Here is a 22,472-nt window from a genome sequence, read left to right on the forward strand (position 1 = left end):
AAAATGAAATTTGTTGGAGCTCATGTCAGCGCTGCTGGCGGTGTTGATCAAGCAGTACTGCGCGCCCACGAAATTAATGCCACTGCCTTTGCTCTCTTCACCAAAAATCAGCGTCAATGGCACGCTCCACCAATAAAACCGGAAACTATTGAACAATTCAAATTAAATTGTGAAAAATATGGTTTTGGCAAACAACAAATTCTGCCACACGATAGTTATCTTATTAATTTAGGCCATCCAGAAACTGAAGCACTGAAAAAATCACGTGCCGCTTTTCTGGATGAAATGCAACGTTGTGAGCAATTAGGTATTACTTTGCTTAATTTTCATCCTGGTAGTCATCTGAATAAAATTACCATCGATGCATGTCTGGCCCGTATTGCTGAATCAATCAATATGACTTTAGCGCAAACTAAAAATGTCATCGCTGTAATTGAAAATACTGCCGGTCAAGGCTCCAATTTAGGATTTAAATTTGAACATCTGGCAGCAATAATTGAAGATATCGAAGATAAACAGCGAGTTGGTATTTGTTTGGATACCTGTCATGCTTTTGCCGCAGGTTATGACTTACGAACAAAAGAAGCTTGCGATGATACTTTTGACCAATTTAATAAAGTTGTTGGTTTTCAATATCTACGCGCAATGCATTTAAATGATGCCAAAAGCCAATTTGCCAGTCATGTTGATCGCCACCAAAGCTTAGGACAAGGTAATATCGGTTACACCGCTTTTAGTTATATTATGAAAGATAAGCGCTTCAATAATATACCTTTGATCCTAGAAACCATAAATCCCGAAATCTGGTCTCAAGAAATCAGCTGGTTAAAGTCGCAACAATAATTAACTTTCATCAAATAGATCATTCTGAGAATAGATGAAAATTTTTCTATTGTGGCTAATTTTTAGCAGTAACTAGCGGCTATGATTATGATTTAAAGATGTAAGAAAATAAATCAATCTTGCATTTCTATCTGTTTAATTATTACCTCACTAGGCTATTCTTGATTAAGATAAAAATAAAACAGATCAATAGCTTAAATGGAAGTCACTGCTTAATTTATCAAAACAAAAATTGACCAAGCACGACATTCTAAAACTAAGATTAAAAACAATTTTCATAATTGGAAATAATATTAATTTACTTAAATATCATACATCATGTATCATCATGCTAGTACACAAAAACAATAATATCAGAGGCAATAATGGCTAGTGATGTAATTCAAAATTTTAAACGCCCTTCCTTACTTGGTGGTGCCATGATAATTGCAGGCACAACTGTAGGTGCCGGTATGTTTTCTATTCCTATTGTCACTTCAGGCGTTTGGTTTACAGGCTCAATTATTTTATTAGTTTATACTTGGGCATGTATGTTTTTTTCTGGTTTAATGATCTTAGAAGCCAACATGAATTACCCTTGCGGTGCCAGCTTTCATACTATGGTAAAAGATTTACTTGGCGCACGCTGGAATTTACTAAATAGCATTTCTATTACATTCGTTCTTTATATCTTAACTTATGCTTATATTTCAGCCGGTGGTTCGATCATTACACATAATCTTAATAAGATCATACCCATCAATCATCCTATTGCCGGTTTATTGTTTAGTTTATTGATTGCTTTCGTAGTTTGGCTATCAACTAAAGCCGTTGACCGTCTAAGTACAATTCTAATTGGTGGAATGGTTATTACTTTTATTATGTCTGTGAGTGGCATGCTTAGTAGCGTTTCATCGACTATCTTATTCAATCAAAATAGCCTGGATACGGATTATTTACCTTATGCATTTATTGCTTTACCTTATTTACTAACCTCTTTTGGCTTCCATGGTAATGTACCCGGTTTAGTAAAATATTACCATAAGGAAAGTAAAGCCGTTGTTCGTAGTTTGTTATATGGCACCCTTATTGCTTTAGTCATTTATATCTTATGGCAATATGCTATTCAAGGTAATATACCTCGTACAACCTTTAAACAAATCATTACTGAAGGTGGCAATGTTGACTCGCTATTAAAACAAATGAATCACAGTATCAATAACAATATTGTAAAACAGTGTTTAAATCTGTTTTCATATATGGCACTTGCGAGTTCTTTTTTAGGCGTTACACTTGGACTATTTGATTTCATTGCCGATTTTTTCAAATTTAAAGATAATAATCGGGACCGCTTAAAATCCGCTTTGATAACCTTTATTCCGCCTACCCTTTTAGCTTTATACTATCCTGATGGTTTTATACATGCGATTGGTTTTGCTGGTCTAGCTGCAACTATATGGGCAGTCATAGTGCCAGCAATGATGGCTAAAGCTAGCCGGAAAAAATTCCCGCAAGCTGTTTATCATGCGCCTGGCGGTAATCTATTAATTTATTTTGTCATATTATTCGGCTTGATTAACGCAGTTATTCATATTTTGGCACTATTTAATATTTTGCCTGTATATAAGTAGCTTATCTTTGCTTAAATTAATTTCAACGCCTCATACTTTGTGATCTTAGTTGTTATGGGGCATAATTTTTACTAAGCATTACTTTATATTCTAACTACAGATAATTTTATTATAAAATTAGGATTATAATTATTTAATGAAAGGAATTCATATGGCTAGAGCCAATGAAATAAAAAAAGGTTACGCAGTAAACTTCAATGGTAAATTGCTATTAGTAAAAGATATTGATATTCAAACTCCAAGCGCACGAGGCGCCAGCACCCTCTACAAAATGCGTTTTACTGATATTAGAACCGGACAAAAAGTTGAAGAACGTTTTAAAGGCGATGATAATCTAGAAACAATCCATTTAACTCATCGGGCAGTAAGTTTTTCTTATGTTGATGCTGATGAATATGTCTTTATGGATAATGAAGATTTCACTCCTTACAATTTTAAAAAAACAGATATAGAAGAAGAACTTTTATTTTTTACTGCCTCAGGGATCCCTGGTTTGCAAGTTTTAGTAATGAATAACCAAGCTATCGCGTTAGAACTTCCCCAAACTGTTGATATGGTAATTGTAGAAACAGCACCAAGTATCAAAGGGGCATCAGCTAATGCAAGAACAAAACCAGCTATGATGGCATCTGGGCTAATAATACAAGTTCCTGAATATTTATCAATTGGTGAAAAAATTCGCATTCATATTGCAGAACGCCGTTATATGGGGCGTTGTGACTAAAACCGATAAAAATTAAATAATAGCTGCTCTTAATTAAAGAGCAGTTATACCAATAAAAAATAAAAGTGACTCACTTGAAAATAAAATTAATGATAGCTAATTTCCAGCATGCCCTGCATTTTGCTTATATTAACGTACAAAAAATGCATTTCACCATATTTAGCGAATGATTTTTGTCGCTCTTTTATTAATGAATTAATACTTACCTTCCGAATTACCACTTTGCCAGATTTATGCCAATAATTTGTTTCTAACATATTATCATTTACAATATTTTGACAAGTTGATGCAGTAATAGCACCATAAAAATGAATTACCTCCCCAGTATCTCACTATAAACGTGAGATAATAAAATTAATGCGAGTATAAACAAAAAATTCTTATTTAAATAACAGGGAAGCTTATTCTTAGGCAGAGCATTGCATATTTTTCATGTAAAATCATAAAAAGTTTAATCCTGATCATTAAATATAATCACTATTGAATATTTTTATTAAGTAATTGCGGTGAATTTGCTAATGATTTAGTAAAATTACATTTACACCTATAACTATAACTAAATATTTGGTTGAAACATAAAATATTGCTAACCGCAAAATTCCACATAACATAGTTTTTATGTAATAATAAATTTACTATTTTATTGCTTTTAAGATAATACCTTATTACTCTTTTTTATTAAGATATTTGTTATGTATTAATCATACTAATTTAATACTATTTGAATTTATTACTCTATAGGCATCAGAATTACTAGTTTAATATGATAAATATCATATATCTGACTTATAAAATCAAAAATTTAACGAGTAAAATGAAAACGACTTATTAGCGCAAATTTTTAAAATAATAATTTCTATATTTATATAGAATTAAATAATTTTCTGCTACTGAAAAATAGACTAAATTATTTAAATAACAGACTCACTTTTATTAAAATATTTAACAAAAAAATAACCCTCTATCAATAAGATATTGTTAACCAATTTAACATAAATTTTTATTAATTCGCCAATTTGCATTGCTAATCACCAATAATCTTACGGTCTTAATAGTATACTTAACGCAAATATTAAACCCTTTATGAAATAAGTTTATCTTCATCATCTCTATTTTTTTAAATAAAAAATTTGCTTTTTTGTAAATTAATACAAGAAAACTCGCCATTTTTTATTTCCTTGTATAAACTTGTTATGTTTAACATATCAATGTATTTGAAAAAGCTGTTGAATCATATGCATTTATATAACTAACAATAGCGTTGATATTTTAGCCTTCAACTGGAAAAATAAAATATCTTTAAATTTACTTTATGGCAAAAATCCACATAAGGATAAACAAGGGATAAATCAATAATGGTAAAACTTCAACCGTTACTGAAATACTGTATGAGGCCTATTCCGGCACTAGTCATTCCTTTATTGCTATCCGCTTGTAATTCACCAAATTCATCGCTATATAAAACACAATCTAACTCACTTTATCAGGTATCACAAGCTGAGTTTGAGCAATTAGTACGCAATGTGGAAATTAAAACAAAAATTTTAGAGCAGTATGCAAACTGGAGAGGTGTTGCTTACCGTTTTGGTGGTACAACTAAGAAAGGTATTGATTGATCAGCCTTTACCCAACGTATCTTTAGTGAGAAATTTGGTGTTGATTTACCTCGTTCAACAAACGAACAACAATATACCGGCCACTGGGTCAAGCAACAAAATTTACGCCCTGGCGATCTCGTTTTTTTTAGAACTGGCTCAACTAATCGACATGTCGGTATATATATTGGTAATGATAAATTTGTCCATGCATCAACAAGTAGTGGTGTCACCGTTTCTGCAATAAATGATGATTATTGGAGTAAGCGTTATTATGCCGCTCGTCGAATCATCGATACAAACTAATATCTAATGAGAATAACAACAAGGTAGCGTTATTGATTCCGCAATAGCTACACCTGCTGTCTTAAAATGACAAGTCGCTAAACCTTCATCTTCATAACGAATAAAAAGACAAATTTGACCTTGCCATTCAAGTAAATCATTAGCAATTTGCATTTCATCTAAAGCTGAACTTAGATATTTTAACACCGCCAAATTATCACTAATATCATAACAAAGCACTTTAAAGCCAATTAATATATTAGACTTGGAGCTGGATATATTATCAGGCATTACCTCAATTTTTTTACCTGCATGCCCTGTTAACCATCGATAATTTTGAGGTAAACGATGAATGACAGATAACTTAAAATTACCCACTAAAAACCCTATATTGTAATTAATTATATTATTTTTCTATTTAAGTAAAAAAATAACTTAACATACTAACTTATCAAGCTATTTTATACTTATCTTGGCATTTTACATCATATTAATATGATAAATTTTTGTTATTGTAATATAAAAATCTAGCTTAAACAAAACAAAATATGTTAATAAAGTTAACAAAATATATTATCTTTCTATCGAAACTGTAATTTTTGATTTGATTTTTATAAAAAAGCCATATATCAACCAATTAGCTTAAATAAGCAGTAATAAAAGATAAAATAATGAATAAACTGTTAGGCTCATGATTTGAGCCTATCTAAATTGTGGTTGCTATCGAAGTAAAAGATAAGAAATTACACTGAGTCCATATTAATAAAACGTATTTAAATAACGACATAACACTAATAAAACCTATTTTTTATAAAATAGATAAGTAATTCTAATTATATTAATCTTTACTGTAATTAGCCAATAAAACAAACCCCATTGCAAGACAAACGCATAATCCCATAAATCCTACCATCGACCAAGCTGTCGTTGTTTTGAAACAAGAAAGCAAGTAACCAAAAAATGCGCCAATACCGAAACGTATTGTGCCAACTAAAGATGAAACTGTTCCAGCAATATGGGGATAATTATCTAAAATGACAGACATTGCATTAGAAGAGATCATAGCAATACTACCAACATAAACAGCAACACCAAATATCATAGGAATAAAACCTAAGTCCAATATAGTGCTAAGAATCAGCCACATCCCCATAATAAATTGCAGTGTTAAGCCAATATGTAACATTTTCAATGCGCCAAAATGGCGTACATAACGGCTATTAAGCGTAGTCAGTAAAAACAAAAAAACAATATTTAAGCCAAAATAATAACCAAAATGCTGTGGTGAAACCCCATTTAATTCAATATATACAAACGGTCCGGTATTTAAAAATGAAAACAACCCAGCAAAGGAAAATCCACTAGCAAGAATATAGCAAAAGACTTGTCTAGCACGGAACAAGGTGAAAATTTGTTTTATAGTATTACGTAAATGAAATTTTTGCCTTTTTTCCTTAGGTAAAGTTTCTTGAATAAAAAAAGTAACTAATAAAGCCGCTATGATTGCGGCTAAAGAAATAATCCAAAAAATAGCATGCCAGGAAAACCAAATCATCGCCATACCACCTAAAATCGGTGCTAATAATGGCGCGATTGTCATGACTAACAAAACAAAAGACATGCTACGTGAAAATTCATCACTACTAAACATATCTCTCATCAAAGCAGTGATGACAACACTTGCTGCTGCAGCCGATAATCCTTGTAAAAAACGGACAAAAATAAATTGATCAATATTACTGGCTAGAGCACAAATCCCTGAAGTAATTGCAAAAATGATCACGCCACCCAATATCACAGGCTTTCGCCCTATACTATCTGCCATCGGGCCATAAAACAGTTGACCTATTGCAAAGCCGAAAATATAGCTATTTAAAGTCATCTGAACTTGACCGGTATCAACATTAAAACTTTTTGCAATCGATGGTAAACTAGGCAAATACATGTCAATGGCTAATGGCATCAACATGGATATAAGGCCTAAAATTAGAATTAGGCTGAAATAAGAGGAACGCTGACGTTGCATACTAACATACTCCCAAATAGAGAAAGTAAAAAATATAATTTAAATAGTTTTGATTTCTTCTTGTGTTAAAGAACGATATTCACCAGCCCTTAATGCTGGATCAAGATAAATACCACCGATACGCTCACGATGAAGTGCACAAACATGATTACCCACCGCTGCAAACATTCTTTTGACTTGATGATACCGGCCTTCACTAATTGTCAAGCGCACCTGCTTTGATGAAACTATCGATAGCTTTGCGGGCTTTGTGGGTAATTTTTCACCTTTAAGCCATATCCCTGCTAAAAACTTATCCGCTAGCTCAGTTGAAACCGGTTGTGCCAATGTGACAAGATAAGTTTTCTCACAATGATGTTTTGGCGAGATCATTTTATGTGTCCATTTACCATCATCAGTTATAATCACTAACCCGGTTGTATCTATGTCTAATCTGCCAGCAATATGTAACTTTGTTATAGCAGGTTCATCAATAAACGATAAAATTGTTAGGTTTACGCTATCTACCGTAGAACAAACATAACCTTGTGGTTTATTCAGCATAAAATAGCGCGGGCCGATAATATGTTGCAATACGACACCGTCATAGCTAACTATCATCTCAGGCGTAATTTGATAAGAGCCGGTTTTTATTATTTCATTATCAACCATAACTTTTCCTGCTCGTAATTCTCGTATGACCAAGCCACGGCTGATTGTTAGTTGTTGAGATAAAAACTTATCGAGGCGCATCATAATTTTTAAATCTATATGAAAGGGTTAGAATGCATATGTATTATTATGCTAAATCATTGGATGATTACAATCATTGCTTTTATACAACGCTGATAATAAGTAACGTGAATAACTATAACGCAATCAATTATATCAATAACTTGTTAGAGAAGATATAGCTTGCTACAGTAGATTTTATTTTTAATATAGATTACTTCAATATGAATAAGCGAAAAATGCTAATCTACTTGTTATTTATTTTAATATTTTAGTCAATAATCATGATAGTTACGCTAAGACCATATCAACAAGATGCCGTTCATGCAGCAATAAACTATTTTCGCGGCCATAAAGAACCGGCGGTCATTGTGTTACCTACCGGTGCAGGAAAAAGTCTTGTAATTGCTGAATTAGCTAGATTGGCCCGAGGACGAGTACTGGTATTAGCCCATGTAAAAGAACTTGTTGAACAGAACCATAATAAATACCACTCCTATGGATTAACTGCTGATATTTATGCCGCCGGACTTAATAAAAAACAAAATGAAAATAAAGTTATTTTTGCCAGCGTACAATCTGTGGCAAAAAATTTAGCGGATTTTAATACCCCTTTTTCACTGTTAATTATTGATGAATGCCACCGTATCAGTCTCAATAACGATGGTCAATATCAACAAATCATTCAAAAATTGCAACACAATAACCCTAATTTATGTGTTTTAGGGTTAACGGCAACACCTTATCGTCTGTCGGAAGGCTGGATATATCAGTATCACTACCATGGTATGATAAAAGGCAATGAAAACTGTTTTTTTCGCGATTGTATTTATGAATTACCGTTAAGGTATATGATAAAAAATCATTATCTTGTGCCACCTAAACGCCTAGATATGCCGGTTATTCAATACGACTTTAGTCAATTGCGCCTAAGCCAAGAAGGCATTTTTAATCACGCAGATTTAAATCAGGAAATCAAACGTCAGCAAAGAGTCACTCCCCTGATTATTAAGCAAATTATTGAATATGCCCGTTCCTGTCAGGGCTGTATGATCTTCGCCGCTACCGTTGAGCATGCCAAAGAAATTTTGGCATTATTACCTAATGACGAAGCAGCATTGATTTGCGCAGAGACGACAGCAAGAGCCCGTGAAAAAACTATTTATGCGTTTAAAGCACAAAAAATTCGCTATTTAGTTAACGTATCGGTCTTAACCACTGGCTTTGATGCCCCTCATGTCGATCTGATTGCTATTTTACGTCCCACTGAATCAGTGAGCCTCTATCAACAAATAATTGGTCGCGGACTAAGGCTATTTCCGAACAAAAGTCAATGCATTATTCTTGATTACGCAGGAAATCCCCATGATCTTTATATGCCAGAAATTGGTAGCCCCAAAAGTGATCCACAAAACGTGCCCGTTCAAGTTTTTTGCCCACTTTGTCATTTTGCTAATCTATTCTGGGGAAAAAACGATTCAGACGGTCAAATCATTGAGCATTATGGCCGTCGTTGCCAAGGCTGGGAAGAAAAGCACAACGGACAAAAAAAACAGTGTCAATTTCGCTTTCGTTTTAAACAATGTCCAGACTGTGGTGCTGAAAATGACATTGCAGCACGACGTTGTCATCAATGTCAGGCAATTTTAGTTGATCCGGATGATATGTTAAAAACAGCGTTAAAATTGAAAAATTCCCTGATCCTTCGCTGCGGAGGCATGCAACTGACTGCCGGACATGATAAGAAAGGAGAATGGTTAAAAGTCACTTACTACGATGAAGATGGTAGCAACGTCTCAGAACTGTTTCGATTAACAACGTCAGCTCAGCGCAAAATCTTTCAACAACGTTTTCTGTTGCTACACCAGCGAGCTCCAGGCCTTCCGTTCCAATGGCAAACTGCGGCCGATATCTTACGTCAAAAGACAAGATTACGTCATCCTAACTTTGTTATCGCACGTAAACAAAACCGGTTTTGGCAAATAAGAGAAAAAATTTTTGACTACCAAGGAAAGTATCGTCTGGCTGACGACCTCTATTAGTATAATGATTGCCATTTGTCTTTGTTATCTAGCTGTTGTTCCTTAAAGGAATATAAATTCCTAAAATTAGGAACTTTATTTGCTGTAGCGCGTTTTTTTCGTTAAAATGCCGCCCGCTTGATTAGCAATCACTAACAAGTTTTTATTAACAGATCTGCTACTGGGTCGCCTGTCGCAGAGTCTTTTTACATTATGAGAACAAATCATGCTAACTATTAATGCAGAAATCCGCAAAGAGCAGGGTAAGGGTGCGAGCCGCCGCCTGCGTAAAAACAACAAATTACCGGCTATCGTCTATGGTGGTGATCAAGAGCCCGTTTCTATTGAACTCAACCATGATGAAGTTATCAACCAAGAAAGCAAGCCAGAGTTTTATGAAGTATTAACACTGGTGGTGGGCGGCAAAAAAACCAAAGTTAAAGTACAAGCGGTTCAGCGTCATCCGTTTAAGCCTAAACTAACCCATATCGATTTCTTGCGGGTTTAATAACGCAAAATTGCGCTTTTTTACTAAGCCAATCATCAATAACGCCGCCCTTGCGGCGTTATTTGTTTTTCAGCATCATCAACGGCTTTTCTTACTACGCTCTAATTGCTCACGTAAGTTCGGTGGTGTACCTTTAATTGTTAAAGTATCCGTTGCCGGATCCCAAAAAACACGCTCATCCAATAACAAAGCATCAAAGTTAATGGTCAAGCCACCGCCACTACCTGAATATTTAGTTAATTGTTTGAGAGTCGTACGATCTGGTGGAAAACTTTCTGCCAATTGATAGCCATTTTGTTGAGTAAATTCAACAAAATTCTGCTCTCCTAAAGCGGGTAACTCGTTTGATAAGCGCTTTAATTCAATTTCTTCTCCGGCTTGTTGTTGCTCATTACAATAACGATAAACTTGCTGTCGATATTCCTGCGTTGCTGCCTGGTTTAACTCAGAAGAATCACAATAATCATTTACGGCTTGCAGTAATCCTTTATTCTGTATTTTAGTATTCATGCCTTCGCTAGCTGACAGAAAATCCATAAAAAAATCAGATATTTTACGCCCAACACGTCCTTTTAAAAAAGTTAAATAACGTTCGGAAGCAGGATTTCTTTCCCATTCAGTCAAGTCTATGCGAGCAACAATATCTACATGCGGAATATCAAGATAATGAGTAGTGTTTAATTCTAAATTATCATTAACAAACATACTATTACAGCTATTTAATATGGCTATTAATAAGTAATCTACCACTAAATAACGATATTGACAAAACAGTACCACCCCACCTTCTGCAAATGGATATTTTGCCAGTTCATCCCGCAAACGAATTGTTGCCGCACGACTAAATCCCAAAAAGTTTTCATCTCCTTTTCTTAAAGAAACTAATGCTTCAGCTAATTTGCTCGCTTGATTAAAAGTGGCAAAGGCTTTACTTTTAGCGCCATAAATTCGATGCAATTCTGCCATCATTTCATGCACGATATTATCCGTGCCTAATAAAGAATCACGCAGCACAACCTCTAGTGTTTGTTCATCACGTTTTATCAACTGATGTAAAGCAATCTGGCAAATATCCAGACTCATCATTTACTCCTTATTTTCTTTATGGCATAAAGATCAATGGTATTCAAACATCGATAACCTTTCCCCGCGGCCAAATTGGTATTTATTGATATAACATTTTTGTATTATGGGCATATAATAAGATTTATAAATTATGGAAACGGGTTAATTTAAAATATTACTAAGTGAAATTATCCTGTTAAATTAGACAAAACAACTACAGCAAAAAACGCAACAATACGCTAAAATATAACGCTTTATTCATTCAGGATTTTTATTATGCCACAATCATCCCGTTATAGTGATGAGCAAATTGAACATCTACTCCTAGAATTAGTTAAGGTGCTAGAAAAACATAAAGCACCAACTAATCTATCATTGATAGTATTAGGTAACATGGTAACAAATTTAATTAATACAACGGTTACACTGACTCAGCGTAAAACTATTGCCGAATCTTTCGCTCAGGCGTTACTTTCTTCCGTTAATGAAGAAAAAATTCACTAATCAGCAGATAAAATTAAAACATGGCGACCAACTCTCGAAACTATCGTGAAAAAGTCTCCCAAATGATAAGCTGGGGACACTGGTTTACGTTATTTAATATAGTACTCAGTTTAGTATTAAGTAGCCGATATCTGTTTGTTTTTGATTGGCCGAATACGTTATTCGGCCGTATTTATGCTATTGTTAGTTGGCTTGGGCATTTTAGCTTTGTTATTTTTGCCTGCTATCTTTTAATTATCTTTCCTATCACGTTCATTATCGGTTCACAGCGACTATTAAGATTTCTATACACCATTCTTAGCACAACCTTACTGACTTTTCTCATTTTTGATATCACTTTTTTTTCGCGCTATAACCTACATTTAACGCCATTACTATGGGAATTATTAATAAATCCTAAAAACGGCGAAATGGCACGAGAATGGCAACTGATGTTTATTTGTGTGCCCATCATTTTCTTAATTGAGATGTTATTTGCTACCTGGAGTTGGCAAAAATTACGTAGCCTAAACCGTCAACGATTCACAAAACCCTTGGTAGGTATCTTCATCACGGCATTTATTGCTTCACATTTAATGTATATTTGGGCTGATGCAAATTTTTATCGTCCAATAACTATGCAACGAGCGAACTATCCGCTATCTCATCCAATGACAGCGCGAAAATTTCTTGAACGTTACGGTTATCTCGATCAAGCGGAATATCAACGCAAAATACAACAAGAAGGCAATCCTTCAGCACTGTCTATTGAATATCCACTTAAACCACTTAGCTACCAAAAACAAACACCAAAGTATAATTTATTGTTGCTTGTTGTTAATAACCTTAGCTATCAAGATACCATTGAAGGTATGCCAACATTAAATACTGTTAAAGCAAATAGTACCCAATTCAATCAGCATCTCAGTGCAGGTATTCAAAATCAATTTGCGCTATTTGGTCTATTCTATGGGTTATCGCCTAGTTATTTGGATAGTATTCTTAATAGCAGAACACCCTCCGCTTTGATTGAAGCATTAAAATATCACAACTACCAATTTGGTCTGTTTTCATCAGATGGATTTAGCTCGCCACTTTTCCGTCATGCAATTCTGGCAGATTATTCATTACCCGAACATAGTGCAGGTAATGATTATCAAACCACCAACGAATGGGTTAAATGGCTAAGTAATATACAAAGTGATACCCGATGGTTCTCTTTTCTCAATATCAATGGCTTTGATAATCATAAGTCGCAAAGTGACAATAAAGTACAATTAGATTATGAAATTGAACGTATTCTTGCTGCGTTAAAACAAAAAAATATGTTAAGCAATACGGTTATCGTCATTACGGCAAACCATAGTGGCAATACAGAAACAAATAAAACAACAAAATGGCTCACTAACGGTAAATTCAATCTTAAACAAATAAAGGTGCCTTTATGGGTATATTGGCCTAATACCCCACCACAACAAATTAATAAGTTAACCAGTCATCAAGATATTATGACTACCTTAATGCAACGTTTACTTTATGTTGATAATTCACCGGAAGACTATTCTCAAGGTGAAGATCTTTTCACCCCTAAACGTAACCAACCTTGGGTTTTATCAGGCGATGAACATGTATTGATTATGAATTATTCCAATAAAACCCTTTATCTACATCAAAATGGAGAGGTTTATATCTTTGATGATCAAGGCAACAAAATAAAAGGTGAAAAACCTGATTTGACTCAGCTGCTAAGAGCTTTTGCCGAGTCTACCCGCTTCAATATTAATTAATGCTTAAAAATCAAGCAGTCGTAGCACTTGCTATTGATTTTAACCAAAAAAACGGTAGTATAGCGAACCTGTATCGGCATGTAGCGCAGCCTGGTAGCGCACCGTCATGGGGTGTCGGGGGTCGGAGGTTCAAATCCTCTCATGCCGACCAGCTTTTACCAAGAAAACCAATTAGTTATGATTGGTTTTTTTGTGCCTCGAATTTGTAGGGGGAAAAACTAGGGAAAAAGGGGGGAAAAACCCCGCCAAAAAATGATAAAAAAAACACAATTTCTTAGACAATTTTATGCAATCAAACTACTTTTTTATAAAGTGCTTGCTAGTCGTCATACTTATAAAAATTTTCTCTAAATATATTAAATATTCTTATTTATTTTGGGGTGTAACGCACGAAAACACACTTAGAAAATCTGAGAGCTACTCGTTGCCGATATGGAAACAACAACAAAGGAACTGGTTTAAATACCCATTGACGAAAGAAGAAATCATGCGCTATAGTTTACTTGCATCTACAAAATCAGATGTCGGGTTTCACAGCTCGTTTAAGAATCCACGACAAATGCACGCCGTGAGCGTGTTTTTTAATGTCGTAATCTAGCCACAATTCAATGGTGAGCTGGATAGGGCAGCTGAAAAGCTGGCCGTCTGATAATCGCGGTAGTTTCGAACCCTGTTCAGTTCACCACCCAACGAGATTCGAAACCTCTAGGTGGTGGTAAATTCAGATTATCAATGGAGGTCTTATGACACTTCAATTATCCACTATCACCCCTAAAGTTACTATTCATAATGGTAAAGCGATCACTACAACTGACGATGTAGCTCATTACTTTGGCAAACAACATCATCATGTTGTACAAAAAGTAGAATCGCTTGAATGCTCAGAAGAATTTATCACTCGCAACTTTTCGCGAATGATAAAAAACGTACAACTTGCTAAGGGTGCAACTCGTGAAGTCGTTTACTACGAAATGACCAAAGACGGCTTCGTATTCTTGGTGATGGGATTTACAGGCAAGAAAGCGGCTGCATTTAAAGAAGCCTACATTGCTGAATTTAATCGCATGGAAGCAGAGCTACATTCTGCACCAAAATACCAACCCCAAACAGAAGCTCACGAAAAGTTCAGCAGCAAAGATACCCAAAATCTCGCTCGTATCATTGCATTAATGACGCAAAACTTTCGTTTCAGAGATGCATGGAATAATGCTATCTGGTATGCATTGAGAGAAGTCACCGGTATACCCTCACCTAATCCCTTTGAAGTCAGATATATTCCAGCTATTGCAGAAGAATGTGAGCGTATATGGCAAGTTACTCAACACTTACAAGAATTAATCGTCGAAGCTGAAAAAACTGTAATTAAAAGAATTGTCAGAAAACGTGAAGATGCTAATTTTGTTTTAAAGCAAATTGAAGATATACTCGCGTCTGAAAGTAGCAAAAACCAGTTAACTAATTCGTTATGGAAATGTCACAAAGCAAAGCTGATAGATTTTGAGAAACGTACTTGATTTATGAATACTAAACCTAACTTAAACAAAAAACTAACTAATACTAAAAAACAATAATCAGTTAACTATAATCATGCCCCTGTCGAACAGGGGATTTTTGTGAGTGATGAATTAAGGATAAACTAATGAAAAAAAACACCATACCAAAAAAAATACATTATGTATGGGTAGGTGATAAGCCAAAACCACAAAAAGTCATTGATTGTATTAAGACATGGCAAATGAATTTGCCTGATTATGAAATAATTGAATGGAATAATGATTGTCTAAAAGAAATAAATAATATCTATGTAAAACAAGCATATGATAGTAAAAAATGGGCATTTGTATCTGACTATATAAGACTTTATGCATTATATCATCAAGGCGGTATATATTTAGATACAGATGTTGTTTTATATGATTCTTTTGATAAATTTCTTGGTAATGATTTTTTTAGTTGTTATGAAAATTACAAAGGAACTGTTCTACCTATAATGTCTGCCGTCATGGGGTCAGTTCCTAGAAGTGATTTTATTTATGAGTTATTAAATTATTATAAAAATAAGAAATTCAATAACGGGAAAAAACTTGATTTAGAACCAAATACTTTAAAAATTAGTAGGTTTTTTCAAAAAAAATATAATTTAAACCCTCCTTATGATGAATATGAAAAAACAGAACTAAAAAAAGGAATGGTCATCTATCCATCATATTATTTTTGTTCCCCTAAAGATGGAAAGAAGAATTATGCAATACACTTATTTGAGGGATCATGGATAACAACTTATACACGTAAAGATAAATTAAAATTATTTGGGAAATTAATATTTACTAGATTCACAAAGAAAAATGACAATAATGATTCACTTCCGTTGAATGAAAGAGAATTTATAATTTTAAAGTTTAAAATTTCATCTAATAAAATTTATACTATTTTGTGGTCAAAAAATAAGTAAATATTATCTAATTGAGAAATTTTAATATCCAATGGCAAACCAAGTAAACCCTCTTTAGTAATGAACATATTATATGATTAATTTTATATTGCACAAAACAAATAAAATATTATCAAAACTAAAAGTGATTGATAAAATAGATTTTATCTTGTTAAATAAGAAAAAAATAGCAATTGTATCTAATAATTGCTGGAATATTAGAATATATAAAAATCTAAAACAACCCTACAATACTCCCTTTGTGGGATTGTTTATTTCAACACCTGATTTTATTAATATGTTACCAAATTTACAAAATTTCTTACATTTAGAACTAAAACAATCTCATTTTATAAAAAACGATAATTATCCTATTGCAATTTTAGATGGTGTAAAAATTAACTTTTTGCATTACAAAAACTCCTCTTCATCTATTGAAAAATGGAATAAAAGAAGGTTACGCCTTATAAATTTTATAAATGAAAATGGTTTAGATTCTGTTATTTTTAAGTGTTGTGATAGCGATTCTTTTGATAATAATGATCAATATAAATTTGATAAATTAAAATTTAAAAGAAAAATTTATTTTAAAAATATAAAGAATAGTATGATTATGAATCTTGATGGAACATTTCCTGATGGAATTCAATTATATAAAATCCGAATAGCTTATTACTTTAAATTCATTAAGCTATTTAGAGGGCTTTGATGGCCAAGATATATCATTAATATTTTTTAAGTCAATTTGCTGAAGTTTTTGAGCGTAAATCATCCAATCGGTTAATTTACTTTTATCACTATCTGTTATAATACCGAGAGTTAGTTGGGTTTGCCATATCTGTGTTACATTTTTTACCTCTTTTAATAGAAAATTAATCTTTTCTTTTGTATCTTCAATAAGTTGTCTTTTAGAGATTTTTTCTTCTTCCCATTTGGGGAATCCGTCTTTTCCAGAAACTCTAACTTTATTATCTGATAAATCATATTTTGTAAATTCAAAGTATACAGCGTCATCAACTTCAATCACGTCGGAAGGAAAAGAACCTGCTTCTATGTATATATCTTTCAATTCATTAGGATAAAATAAATTTTCTTTTGGACTATAAAAATACATAATTAATATCCCATAGCTAAAATATTTATATCAGTCATGCCAATCCCTTCACAATAAGTAGTTATATATTGATTATTTTTTGCTCTAACATAAAAGCAATAATAATCAGGATCATTAGATATTCCATTTACTGAAGCTACAGCAGACATGCATTGTGAAGGGAATGGTATTGGAAAATTAAACGTTTTCGTTCCATTTCCACTAGTTTTATATGTTGCTGCCTGGATAATTATCCCCGTATCCCCACATCGCCAATAGCCGTTTTGAGATTTGCTGGCGGTGTTTTGAATCCCTAGCGTTCCCGCGTTGTTAGGAAAATACACATTGTAGCCACCAGTACCAATTTTTTCTAAATATCCGCGTTGGTCATTATTATTAGAACCTACCCGCCAAGTGTTTCCATTAGCTGCAATTAATTCTAAATATCCATGAGTACTAGGAGACTTAACAGTTAATCTACCTGCTGTTAAATTATCTTGAGATGTTTTTAACGCATAATATTCTTTTACAGCATTTTGACTCAACGGGATTGTTGTTGATGAACCAGGCTGCTGAGCTAGTTGTAATGTGTCATAGATACTTCCGGCATTTATCATATTAAAAAATGTTTTAGTTTTATCTAAAACAACAATAAAGGGAACTCCCGCAACAATATCATTTTTAATTAGTTGATTTTTATTTGCTTTATAAACTGGAAAATCTCCAATTAAAAATCCGTTTAACAACAGTTGAATCTTGACATTGCCAGTATTATTGTTAATGGGAGATATCACAATAGGTGATTTTAAATCCCAATTATCAATTGTATAAGTTGATGGCAGATTGACAACGAGATCATTAGCCGTTCCTTTTGCTGTTGTATAAGTAAAATCACCACCTTGCAAATGTTCTATTTGTACAAAATTACCTTCTGATCCTTTTGTAGCAAAGTTGCCGATAAGGCTGCTTGCATTCCACCCTCTTTGCGAAGTGCCCTCTTGTCCCCTTATAACAGTTAGTGTATCTCCATTCACCTCTGTCAAATGACATACTTCCCATATTGTTTGTTCAATATCAGAAATGGTAATCTTAGCGATCACTTTATGTTTTACATCTGGATTACTGATTGATGGGTTTAATAAGCGAGAGAAAATAGTACCAGAACCTGAATCGATAGTTATTGTTGTCTGAGATGATGTAATATCAGATGCTAATCGAGATGTAACATTATTTCCGAATCCTAATATCATATTAATATCCTACTGCTATGTAGCTAAAATCTTTCATTTGCGCAATCCAAGGTGTACCTTGAACTTTAAAATCAGTTATCGTTTTTGATATCACACTAAGTGGATATTGCGTGGTATAGCTTGAATTTGAGATAGGAAGAACAGCAGCACAGAAAAGCAAAAAAGGTGTTTTAAAGATTACTGTCGTTCCCGCTTGATTTGTTAATGTTCCGGTGCCCCACTGGATAGTAAATCCTGTTTTTTCACATCGATAAAAATCATTAGAAGTTTTTCCACCGGCTGGAATAGCACAGGGGTTAAGAATCGTGAAAAAATCATTATTTTTTTCTAATATCACACAAAAAGGAATGCCTGATAAAATATCACCAGGTATCAAATCTTGTTTGTTATATCGATAAACCGGAATAGGACCTATGCTTTTTGATCCTAAGTTTATTGTCAATTTAACTTTATCAGTATTTGTGCTTACTGGAGAAACAACAATGGGAGAGTTAAATGCCAAAGTTGTTTGAAAAGTAGAAGGAATATTTATTGTTATATTATTAGAATCACCAGAAGCGACAGCATAAGTAAAATCACCTCCTTGTAGTTGCTCTATTTGCACAAACCTTTCTTGATTATCTTTTGTAGGTAAATTAGAAATAACCGATCCTACCATCCACGCCTTGGCTCCAGTTCCTTTTTGTGCTCGAGAAACTGTTAACGTATCACCTGAAACACTCAATAAATGAATTATTTCAACTTTCGTTCTGTCAGCATTAGACAACGTAAGCTTTGCCATATAATCATGCTTGACATCAGGGTTTTTTATTTCAAAGTTAAGCGCTTGCTGAAAGTATATTCCTGTCCCATTGCTTATTTTTATTTGTGTGTCAGTTTCAGAAATTCCTAAAGATAATTTTGAAGTTAAATTATTACCAAATCCTAACAGCATTTTTTACTCCATAGGTTGGGTTTGAACTGGCCATGGGGAAACGTTGAATTGATATTGAAAGGGCAAGTTTACTAATCGTTGTTCTATACATATTTTAAAAAATTCAAACCACTCGGGATGTTCAGAATTTGAACCCATATCGTAAGCGAGGGGATTTATCATTATTGTAAATACACCTTTATCAACACTAATTTTGTAATCCCTCAGATCGGGTGAGAAACCTTTTCTCAGAGGATCAATAAAATCGTATCTATTCACATAATCTAAACCATTTCCCATAACACACCTAAAGAACCGAAAAATGCGTTTTTTCAACCAAGGAATACTAAATTGAAAACCATCATCTTTATAAAAATTCCATAGCAAAATTCGTCTAAAAAAATCATCAGACATGTATTGTGTTTTTGTTTTGGCTTTTTCTTTGAATTGATTATAAGCGATAGCGTTATATTCTATCGTATTGTAAACACCTGCTGATTTAAAATCCGACTGATATTGATAAGCGTCAACGTCTTTAGTGTTAAACGGGATCGTATTAAATGGGATGGTGTTTAGCGGTCCTTCTTCAACATGATCTTTAAGAGTAGGAAATTCAATGATGATTATCCTTTCTCTTTTTATTCCATATATCCCTAACGCAATCCAATCAAGCAGCTTTCCAGAGATAATTTCACTTGGCCAAAATCCAAGATTTAGCTGATTAAATTTAGTCAAATATTCTTGAGCTAATACATTATAAGCGTCAAAAAAAGCAACTACATATTCATCATCATTATATTGAACAAAAGGATAAGCAGGTAATATTTTTTCTACTAATCTATCTGTCATGATGCACCAGCTTTTCTAATTGTTATTGCGGTTGACGAGGTAATGAAATAACTATACGGATCGCCGTAAACTAATTGAGTTCCCTCTAAAGGTGGCTTTGCAATATCGTCTATATATACAGTAATAAAAATGTTGGAGATGTTTTTAGGTAACACAACATCCATAATTGATTCAACAAAAACACTTTCAAGATTGATTAAATTTATCGGATCACCTATTTGAATATTAGTTAGATAATCAATAATAGGTTGCGTTGCTAATGATGATACAACATCTTCTGAAACATCAATATTAGAGATAATGCTAAATGTTAAATTTATTGCTACATCTTGAGAATTGGGTATTAAATAAGGAATAGTATAAGTATCAGCTGCATCAATAATGCTAACATTAACAGCCCTGGGAGGATTATCACCAGAACCAGATGGAACTTCATTTGTTAATGTTGAAATGTCTGGAATAGAGCGGTAAATAGCACCAGCAACTTGATAAATATCTCCTCCACCAACTAATATTGTCCAAACCTGAGGTGCAACATTTCGATAAGAAACTAAATTAGCTCTAACACCTATTACTTTTTGTAACTCATTTTTAAGAAAAGATGGCGTTCCAATTGATGTCACCATTCCTGCCTGTAAAACCTGAGCTCGATAAGATTCCCAATTAGGGTTATTACTACCTGGTATACCGTCAGATGGGTTTATACAATTTAATCTTACTTCACTAGAAAATGAAGTTTGTATTTTTGTAACAGTGCCAGCTGGTACTGCCCATATTCCGGTATTAATAGCAATACAATAAACCAATTCTGTTTGACCGGATTCTGGGATTGTTGTTGGTGTTTGCACATCATAGGATTGATTTCCATCTGATACTCTAAACCCTCTTTCTATTGTATAACCCGGTGTTCCTGTGAAAACTACATAGACAGCAGTATTATATCCTCTGCCTTTTTGAACTCCGTATATTTGACCTAATTGCTCTAACATTGGAATATTAGCGCCATACGGAGTTACAGAATTTATCGTTTCCACCATAGCGCTATCATTAATAGTTAAAGCGCCTACAGCTGTGGTGGCTAAATCAGTAATAAGTGCAGGAGGAAGATTTGCTGTGTAATCTGGAACTTGTTTTGAAACAATATCGATGAGTTTTGCTAATAATTCCTGTGGTGATGTGGGTTGTGCTCCTGATTCATCGACTACTACGGGGATATCTGCCATTTCAACCTCGCTAGGTTGCAATTTGTTGTCGGAATGTTGTGCCATTAAAAAATACTACGTTTACGTCATAGGTTGGATTTAATGTATTATCCACTTTATTTATCGTTAATGATGCAAAATAAGGTGCAAATTGCCGCTGCACCTGGTTAACATAATAATCAGGATAAATTTGCGTCACGATCGACTGCTGAGCAGGAATACCGTAATTAATATAAAATGGCGATTCGCCTAAATTTAACTTCAATGTTTGAATAAGCGTTGTTAGCCAAAAGTAAGATGAATCTCCATCGGCGTCAGGTTTAACTTCAACCCATACCTTTTTACCTTTTTCTAAAATTCTTCCCCACGTTCTCATTGCGGCCCCTTACTTACAACAGTAGAACCACCTGTCTGTATACCCTGCACTTGATGCGCATGTTCAGTAAACTTGATTCCTTTAATTTTTGCATCACTCTGAATGTCTATTTCAGCACCTTTATCAGTAACAATAGGGCCGTTTAGATGTATCTTTCCGTTTAAATAAATGTCATTGGCTTTAAGTGTTACACTGTTATTATTAACAGTAACAATTGTTTCTGAGGATTTTAATTCAATCTTGTTCGGATCAACGGTAATGATATTTTTGCCGTCTTTAGTTTTTATAATTGCACCCTCTGGGCCTACTATTACGACTTTTTTATCATCCTCTTTAGACCAAGCAATATTTGAAATGGGAACAAAAAATAAAGGCGTCAGTGATGGTAAAATAGATCTGTTTGCGACACCACCCTGTTTGCTAACATTTCTTAATGAAACATCGGCCGCTAAAGTTACACCCTTGTCGCCTTTTTGAATGGGTATCCGGATATACTCCCAACTTAGAATTGGGATCTTAATCTCAGGATAAACAATATTATCCGGCAACATATCGAAATGAACAGTGACAAACTGATTATCTACATCAACCACGTAACAAGGTAATTGCTTACCTTCGATTGATAAGCGATCATTAATGAGTGAGTTTATCAGTTGGGTTAACGATTCTATGGGAGGGAGTTTTTGTGAATTACTCATGT

The 22,472-nt window shown here is 33.8% G+C and carries 21 protein-coding genes, 1 tRNA gene and 1 pseudogene; 12 read left to right on the plus strand and 11 right to left on the minus strand.

Annotation, left to right across the window (positions count from 1 at the left end; genetic code table 11):
* The first annotated feature begins 3 nt into the window (after window positions 1-3).
* From nfo to mepS, 4 genes and pseudogenes are all read left to right on the plus strand, one after another.
* A complete protein-coding gene (nfo, locus tag ArsFIN_RS11680; RefSeq protein ID WP_026822235.1) occupies window positions 4-843 on the plus strand; it encodes a deoxyribonuclease IV in 840 nt (279 codons plus the stop codon).
* Window positions 844-1,208: 365 nt separating this feature from the next.
* The gene (gene mtr / locus ArsFIN_RS11685) at window positions 1,209-2,453 is read left to right on the plus strand and encodes a tryptophan permease (protein ID WP_026822236.1); all 1,245 of its coding nucleotides are present in this window, start codon (window positions 1,209-1,211) and stop codon (window positions 2,451-2,453) included.
* A gap of 151 nt (window positions 2,454-2,604) precedes the next feature.
* Entirely contained in the window at window positions 2,605-3,177 is a 573-nt protein-coding gene (yeiP, locus tag ArsFIN_RS11690; RefSeq protein ID WP_026822237.1) for an elongation factor P-like protein YeiP, read from the plus strand.
* Between the two features lie 1,355 nt (window positions 3,178-4,532).
* Window positions 4,533-5,078: pseudogene (gene mepS / locus ArsFIN_RS11695) on the plus strand (bifunctional murein DD-endopeptidase/murein LD-carboxypeptidase).
* Between the two features lie 3 nt (window positions 5,079-5,081).
* Here the strand turns inward: mepS and ArsFIN_RS11700 are convergent.
* The 3 genes from ArsFIN_RS11700 to rsuA all read right to left on the minus strand — a co-directional run bounded on the left by ArsFIN_RS11700 (window position 5,082) and on the right by rsuA (window position 7,815).
* A complete protein-coding gene (locus tag ArsFIN_RS11700) occupies window positions 5,082-5,435 on the minus strand; it encodes a YejG family protein (RefSeq protein WP_026822239.1) in 354 nt (117 codons plus the stop codon).
* Between the two features lie 460 nt (window positions 5,436-5,895).
* Window positions 5,896-7,083 (minus strand): Bcr/CflA family multidrug efflux MFS transporter, encoded by a 1,188-nt coding sequence (locus ArsFIN_RS11705; protein ID WP_026822240.1) that lies wholly within the window; start codon window positions 7,081-7,083, stop codon window positions 5,896-5,898.
* A 39-nt stretch (window positions 7,084-7,122) separates the two neighbouring features.
* A complete protein-coding gene (gene rsuA, locus ArsFIN_RS11710; RefSeq protein WP_026822241.1) occupies window positions 7,123-7,815 on the minus strand; it encodes a 16S rRNA pseudouridine(516) synthase RsuA in 693 nt (230 codons plus the stop codon).
* Between the two features lie 263 nt (window positions 7,816-8,078).
* On the opposite strand from rsuA, the gene ArsFIN_RS11715 reads away from it, so the two are divergent.
* Both ArsFIN_RS11715 and rplY read left to right on the plus strand, forming a co-directional pair.
* Window positions 8,079-9,836, plus strand: coding sequence for a DEAD/DEAH box helicase (locus tag ArsFIN_RS11715; RefSeq protein WP_026822242.1), 1,758 nt, complete (start codon window positions 8,079-8,081; stop codon window positions 9,834-9,836).
* A gap of 205 nt (window positions 9,837-10,041) precedes the next feature.
* A complete protein-coding gene (gene rplY, locus ArsFIN_RS11720) occupies window positions 10,042-10,323 on the plus strand; it encodes a 50S ribosomal protein L25 (protein WP_026822243.1) in 282 nt (93 codons plus the stop codon).
* Window positions 10,324-10,401: 78 nt separating this feature from the next.
* Here the strand turns inward: rplY and yejK are convergent, their stop codons facing one another.
* Window positions 10,402-11,406, minus strand: a complete 1,005-nt coding sequence (yejK, locus tag ArsFIN_RS11725; protein WP_026822244.1) for a nucleoid-associated protein YejK — start codon at window positions 11,404-11,406, stop codon at window positions 10,402-10,404.
* Window positions 11,407-11,664: 258 nt separating this feature from the next.
* Between yejK and ArsFIN_RS11730 the strand changes: the two genes are divergently transcribed.
* The 6 genes from ArsFIN_RS11730 (at window position 11,665) to ArsFIN_RS11755 (ending at window position 16,798) form a co-directional block, all read left to right on the plus strand.
* Complete coding sequence (locus ArsFIN_RS11730) at window positions 11,665-11,892, plus strand: DUF1414 domain-containing protein (protein WP_026822245.1); 228 nt, start codon at window positions 11,665-11,667, stop codon at window positions 11,890-11,892.
* Between the two features lie 20 nt (window positions 11,893-11,912).
* On the plus strand, window positions 11,913-13,658 hold the full coding sequence (gene yejM, locus ArsFIN_RS11735; protein ID WP_026822246.1) for an LPS biosynthesis-modulating metalloenzyme YejM: 1,746 nt from the start codon (window positions 11,913-11,915) through the stop codon (window positions 13,656-13,658).
* Window positions 13,659-13,732: 74 nt separating this feature from the next.
* Window positions 13,733-13,809: transfer RNA gene (locus ArsFIN_RS11740), tRNA-Pro, on the plus strand.
* A gap of 592 nt (window positions 13,810-14,401) precedes the next feature.
* Complete coding sequence (locus tag ArsFIN_RS11745; protein WP_135677740.1) at window positions 14,402-15,172, plus strand: Rha family transcriptional regulator; 771 nt, start codon at window positions 14,402-14,404, stop codon at window positions 15,170-15,172.
* A gap of 125 nt (window positions 15,173-15,297) precedes the next feature.
* Window positions 15,298-16,110, plus strand: coding sequence for a glycosyltransferase family 32 protein (locus tag ArsFIN_RS11750; RefSeq protein ID WP_051297083.1), 813 nt, complete (start codon window positions 15,298-15,300; stop codon window positions 16,108-16,110).
* A 73-nt stretch (window positions 16,111-16,183) separates the two neighbouring features.
* The gene (locus tag ArsFIN_RS11755) at window positions 16,184-16,798 is read left to right on the plus strand and encodes a DUF1919 domain-containing protein (RefSeq protein ID WP_026823414.1); all 615 of its coding nucleotides are present in this window, start codon (window positions 16,184-16,186) and stop codon (window positions 16,796-16,798) included.
* Here the strand turns inward: ArsFIN_RS11755 and ArsFIN_RS11760 are convergent.
* The 7 genes from ArsFIN_RS11760 to ArsFIN_RS11790 are packed head-to-tail and all read right to left on the minus strand — an operon-like array spanning window position 16,781 to window position 22,470.
* On the minus strand, window positions 16,781-17,203 hold the full coding sequence (locus ArsFIN_RS11760) for a tail fiber assembly protein (protein WP_051297082.1): 423 nt from the start codon (window positions 17,201-17,203) through the stop codon (window positions 16,781-16,783). The two genes, ArsFIN_RS11755 and ArsFIN_RS11760, sit on opposite strands and share 18 nt — an antisense overlap.
* A 2-nt stretch (window positions 17,204-17,205) precedes the next feature.
* Entirely contained in the window at window positions 17,206-18,432 is a 1,227-nt protein-coding gene (locus ArsFIN_RS11765; protein ID WP_051297081.1) for a gp53-like domain-containing protein, read from the minus strand.
* A gap of 1 nt (window position 18,433) precedes the next feature.
* The gene (locus ArsFIN_RS11770) at window positions 18,434-19,366 is read right to left on the minus strand and encodes a gp53-like domain-containing protein (RefSeq protein ID WP_051297080.1); all 933 of its coding nucleotides are present in this window, start codon (window positions 19,364-19,366) and stop codon (window positions 18,434-18,436) included.
* Window positions 19,367-19,369: 3 nt separating this feature from the next.
* Window positions 19,370-20,194 (minus strand): hypothetical protein, encoded by an 825-nt coding sequence (locus ArsFIN_RS11775; protein WP_034249904.1) that lies wholly within the window; start codon window positions 20,192-20,194, stop codon window positions 19,370-19,372.
* Window positions 20,191-21,417, minus strand: a complete 1,227-nt coding sequence (locus tag ArsFIN_RS11780; RefSeq protein WP_026823412.1) for a baseplate J/gp47 family protein — start codon at window positions 21,415-21,417, stop codon at window positions 20,191-20,193. The genes ArsFIN_RS11775 and ArsFIN_RS11780 overlap by 4 nt, the downstream gene beginning before the upstream one ends.
* Before the next feature lie 10 nt (window positions 21,418-21,427).
* Window positions 21,428-21,772, minus strand: coding sequence for a hypothetical protein (locus ArsFIN_RS11785; RefSeq protein WP_026823411.1), 345 nt, complete (start codon window positions 21,770-21,772; stop codon window positions 21,428-21,430).
* Entirely contained in the window at window positions 21,769-22,470 is a 702-nt protein-coding gene (locus ArsFIN_RS11790) for a hypothetical protein (RefSeq protein ID WP_026823410.1), read from the minus strand. The genes ArsFIN_RS11785 and ArsFIN_RS11790 overlap by 4 nt, the downstream gene beginning before the upstream one ends.
* Window positions 22,471-22,472: the final 2 nt, after the last annotated feature.

The organism is Arsenophonus nasoniae, from assembly GCF_004768525.1.
Lineage (GTDB): Bacteria > Pseudomonadota > Gammaproteobacteria > Enterobacterales > Enterobacteriaceae > Arsenophonus > Arsenophonus nasoniae.

Excerpts from the sequence above, each read along its gene's own strand:
- ArsFIN_RS11780 (WP_026823412.1), bottom strand. The coding sequence starts at position 21,417 with ATGGCAGATATCCCCGTAGTAGTCGATGAATCAGGAGCACAACCCACA.
- nfo (WP_026822235.1), top strand. The coding sequence starts at position 4 with ATGAAATTTGTTGGAGCTCATGTCAGCGCTGCTGGCGGTGTTGATCAA.
- yeiP (WP_026822237.1), top strand. The coding sequence starts at position 2,605 with ATGGCTAGAGCCAATGAAATAAAAAAAGGTTACGCAGTAAACTTCAAT.
- ArsFIN_RS11730 (WP_026822245.1), top strand. The coding sequence starts at position 11,665 with ATGCCACAATCATCCCGTTATAGTGATGAGCAAATTGAACATCTACTC.
- rsuA (WP_026822241.1), bottom strand. The coding sequence starts at position 7,815 with ATGCGCCTCGATAAGTTTTTATCTCAACAACTAACAATCAGCCGTGGC.
- ArsFIN_RS11785 (WP_026823411.1), bottom strand. The coding sequence starts at position 21,772 with ATGAGAACGTGGGGAAGAATTTTAGAAAAAGGTAAAAAGGTATGGGTT.
- rplY (WP_026822243.1), top strand. The coding sequence starts at position 10,042 with ATGCTAACTATTAATGCAGAAATCCGCAAAGAGCAGGGTAAGGGTGCG.
- yejM (WP_026822246.1), top strand. The coding sequence starts at position 11,913 with ATGGCGACCAACTCTCGAAACTATCGTGAAAAAGTCTCCCAAATGATA.
- mtr (WP_026822236.1), top strand. The coding sequence starts at position 1,209 with ATGGCTAGTGATGTAATTCAAAATTTTAAACGCCCTTCCTTACTTGGT.
- ArsFIN_RS11760 (WP_051297082.1), bottom strand. The coding sequence starts at position 17,203 with ATGTATTTTTATAGTCCAAAAGAAAATTTATTTTATCCTAATGAATTG.
- ArsFIN_RS11755 (WP_026823414.1), top strand. The coding sequence starts at position 16,184 with ATGATTAATTTTATATTGCACAAAACAAATAAAATATTATCAAAACTA.
- ArsFIN_RS11715 (WP_026822242.1), top strand. The coding sequence starts at position 8,079 with ATGATAGTTACGCTAAGACCATATCAACAAGATGCCGTTCATGCAGCA.
- yejK (WP_026822244.1), bottom strand. The coding sequence starts at position 11,406 with ATGAGTCTGGATATTTGCCAGATTGCTTTACATCAGTTGATAAAACGT.
- ArsFIN_RS11775 (WP_034249904.1), bottom strand. The coding sequence starts at position 20,194 with ATGACAGATAGATTAGTAGAAAAAATATTACCTGCTTATCCTTTTGTT.
- ArsFIN_RS11790 (WP_026823410.1), bottom strand. The coding sequence starts at position 22,470 with ATGAGTAATTCACAAAAACTCCCTCCCATAGAATCGTTAACCCAACTG.
- ArsFIN_RS11770 (WP_051297080.1), bottom strand. The coding sequence starts at position 19,366 with ATGCTGTTAGGATTTGGTAATAATTTAACTTCAAAATTATCTTTAGGA.
- ArsFIN_RS11765 (WP_051297081.1), bottom strand. The coding sequence starts at position 18,432 with ATGATATTAGGATTCGGAAATAATGTTACATCTCGATTAGCATCTGAT.
- ArsFIN_RS11750 (WP_051297083.1), top strand. The coding sequence starts at position 15,298 with ATGAAAAAAAACACCATACCAAAAAAAATACATTATGTATGGGTAGGT.
- ArsFIN_RS11745 (WP_135677740.1), top strand. The coding sequence starts at position 14,402 with ATGACACTTCAATTATCCACTATCACCCCTAAAGTTACTATTCATAAT.
- ArsFIN_RS11705 (WP_026822240.1), bottom strand. The coding sequence starts at position 7,083 with ATGCAACGTCAGCGTTCCTCTTATTTCAGCCTAATTCTAATTTTAGGC.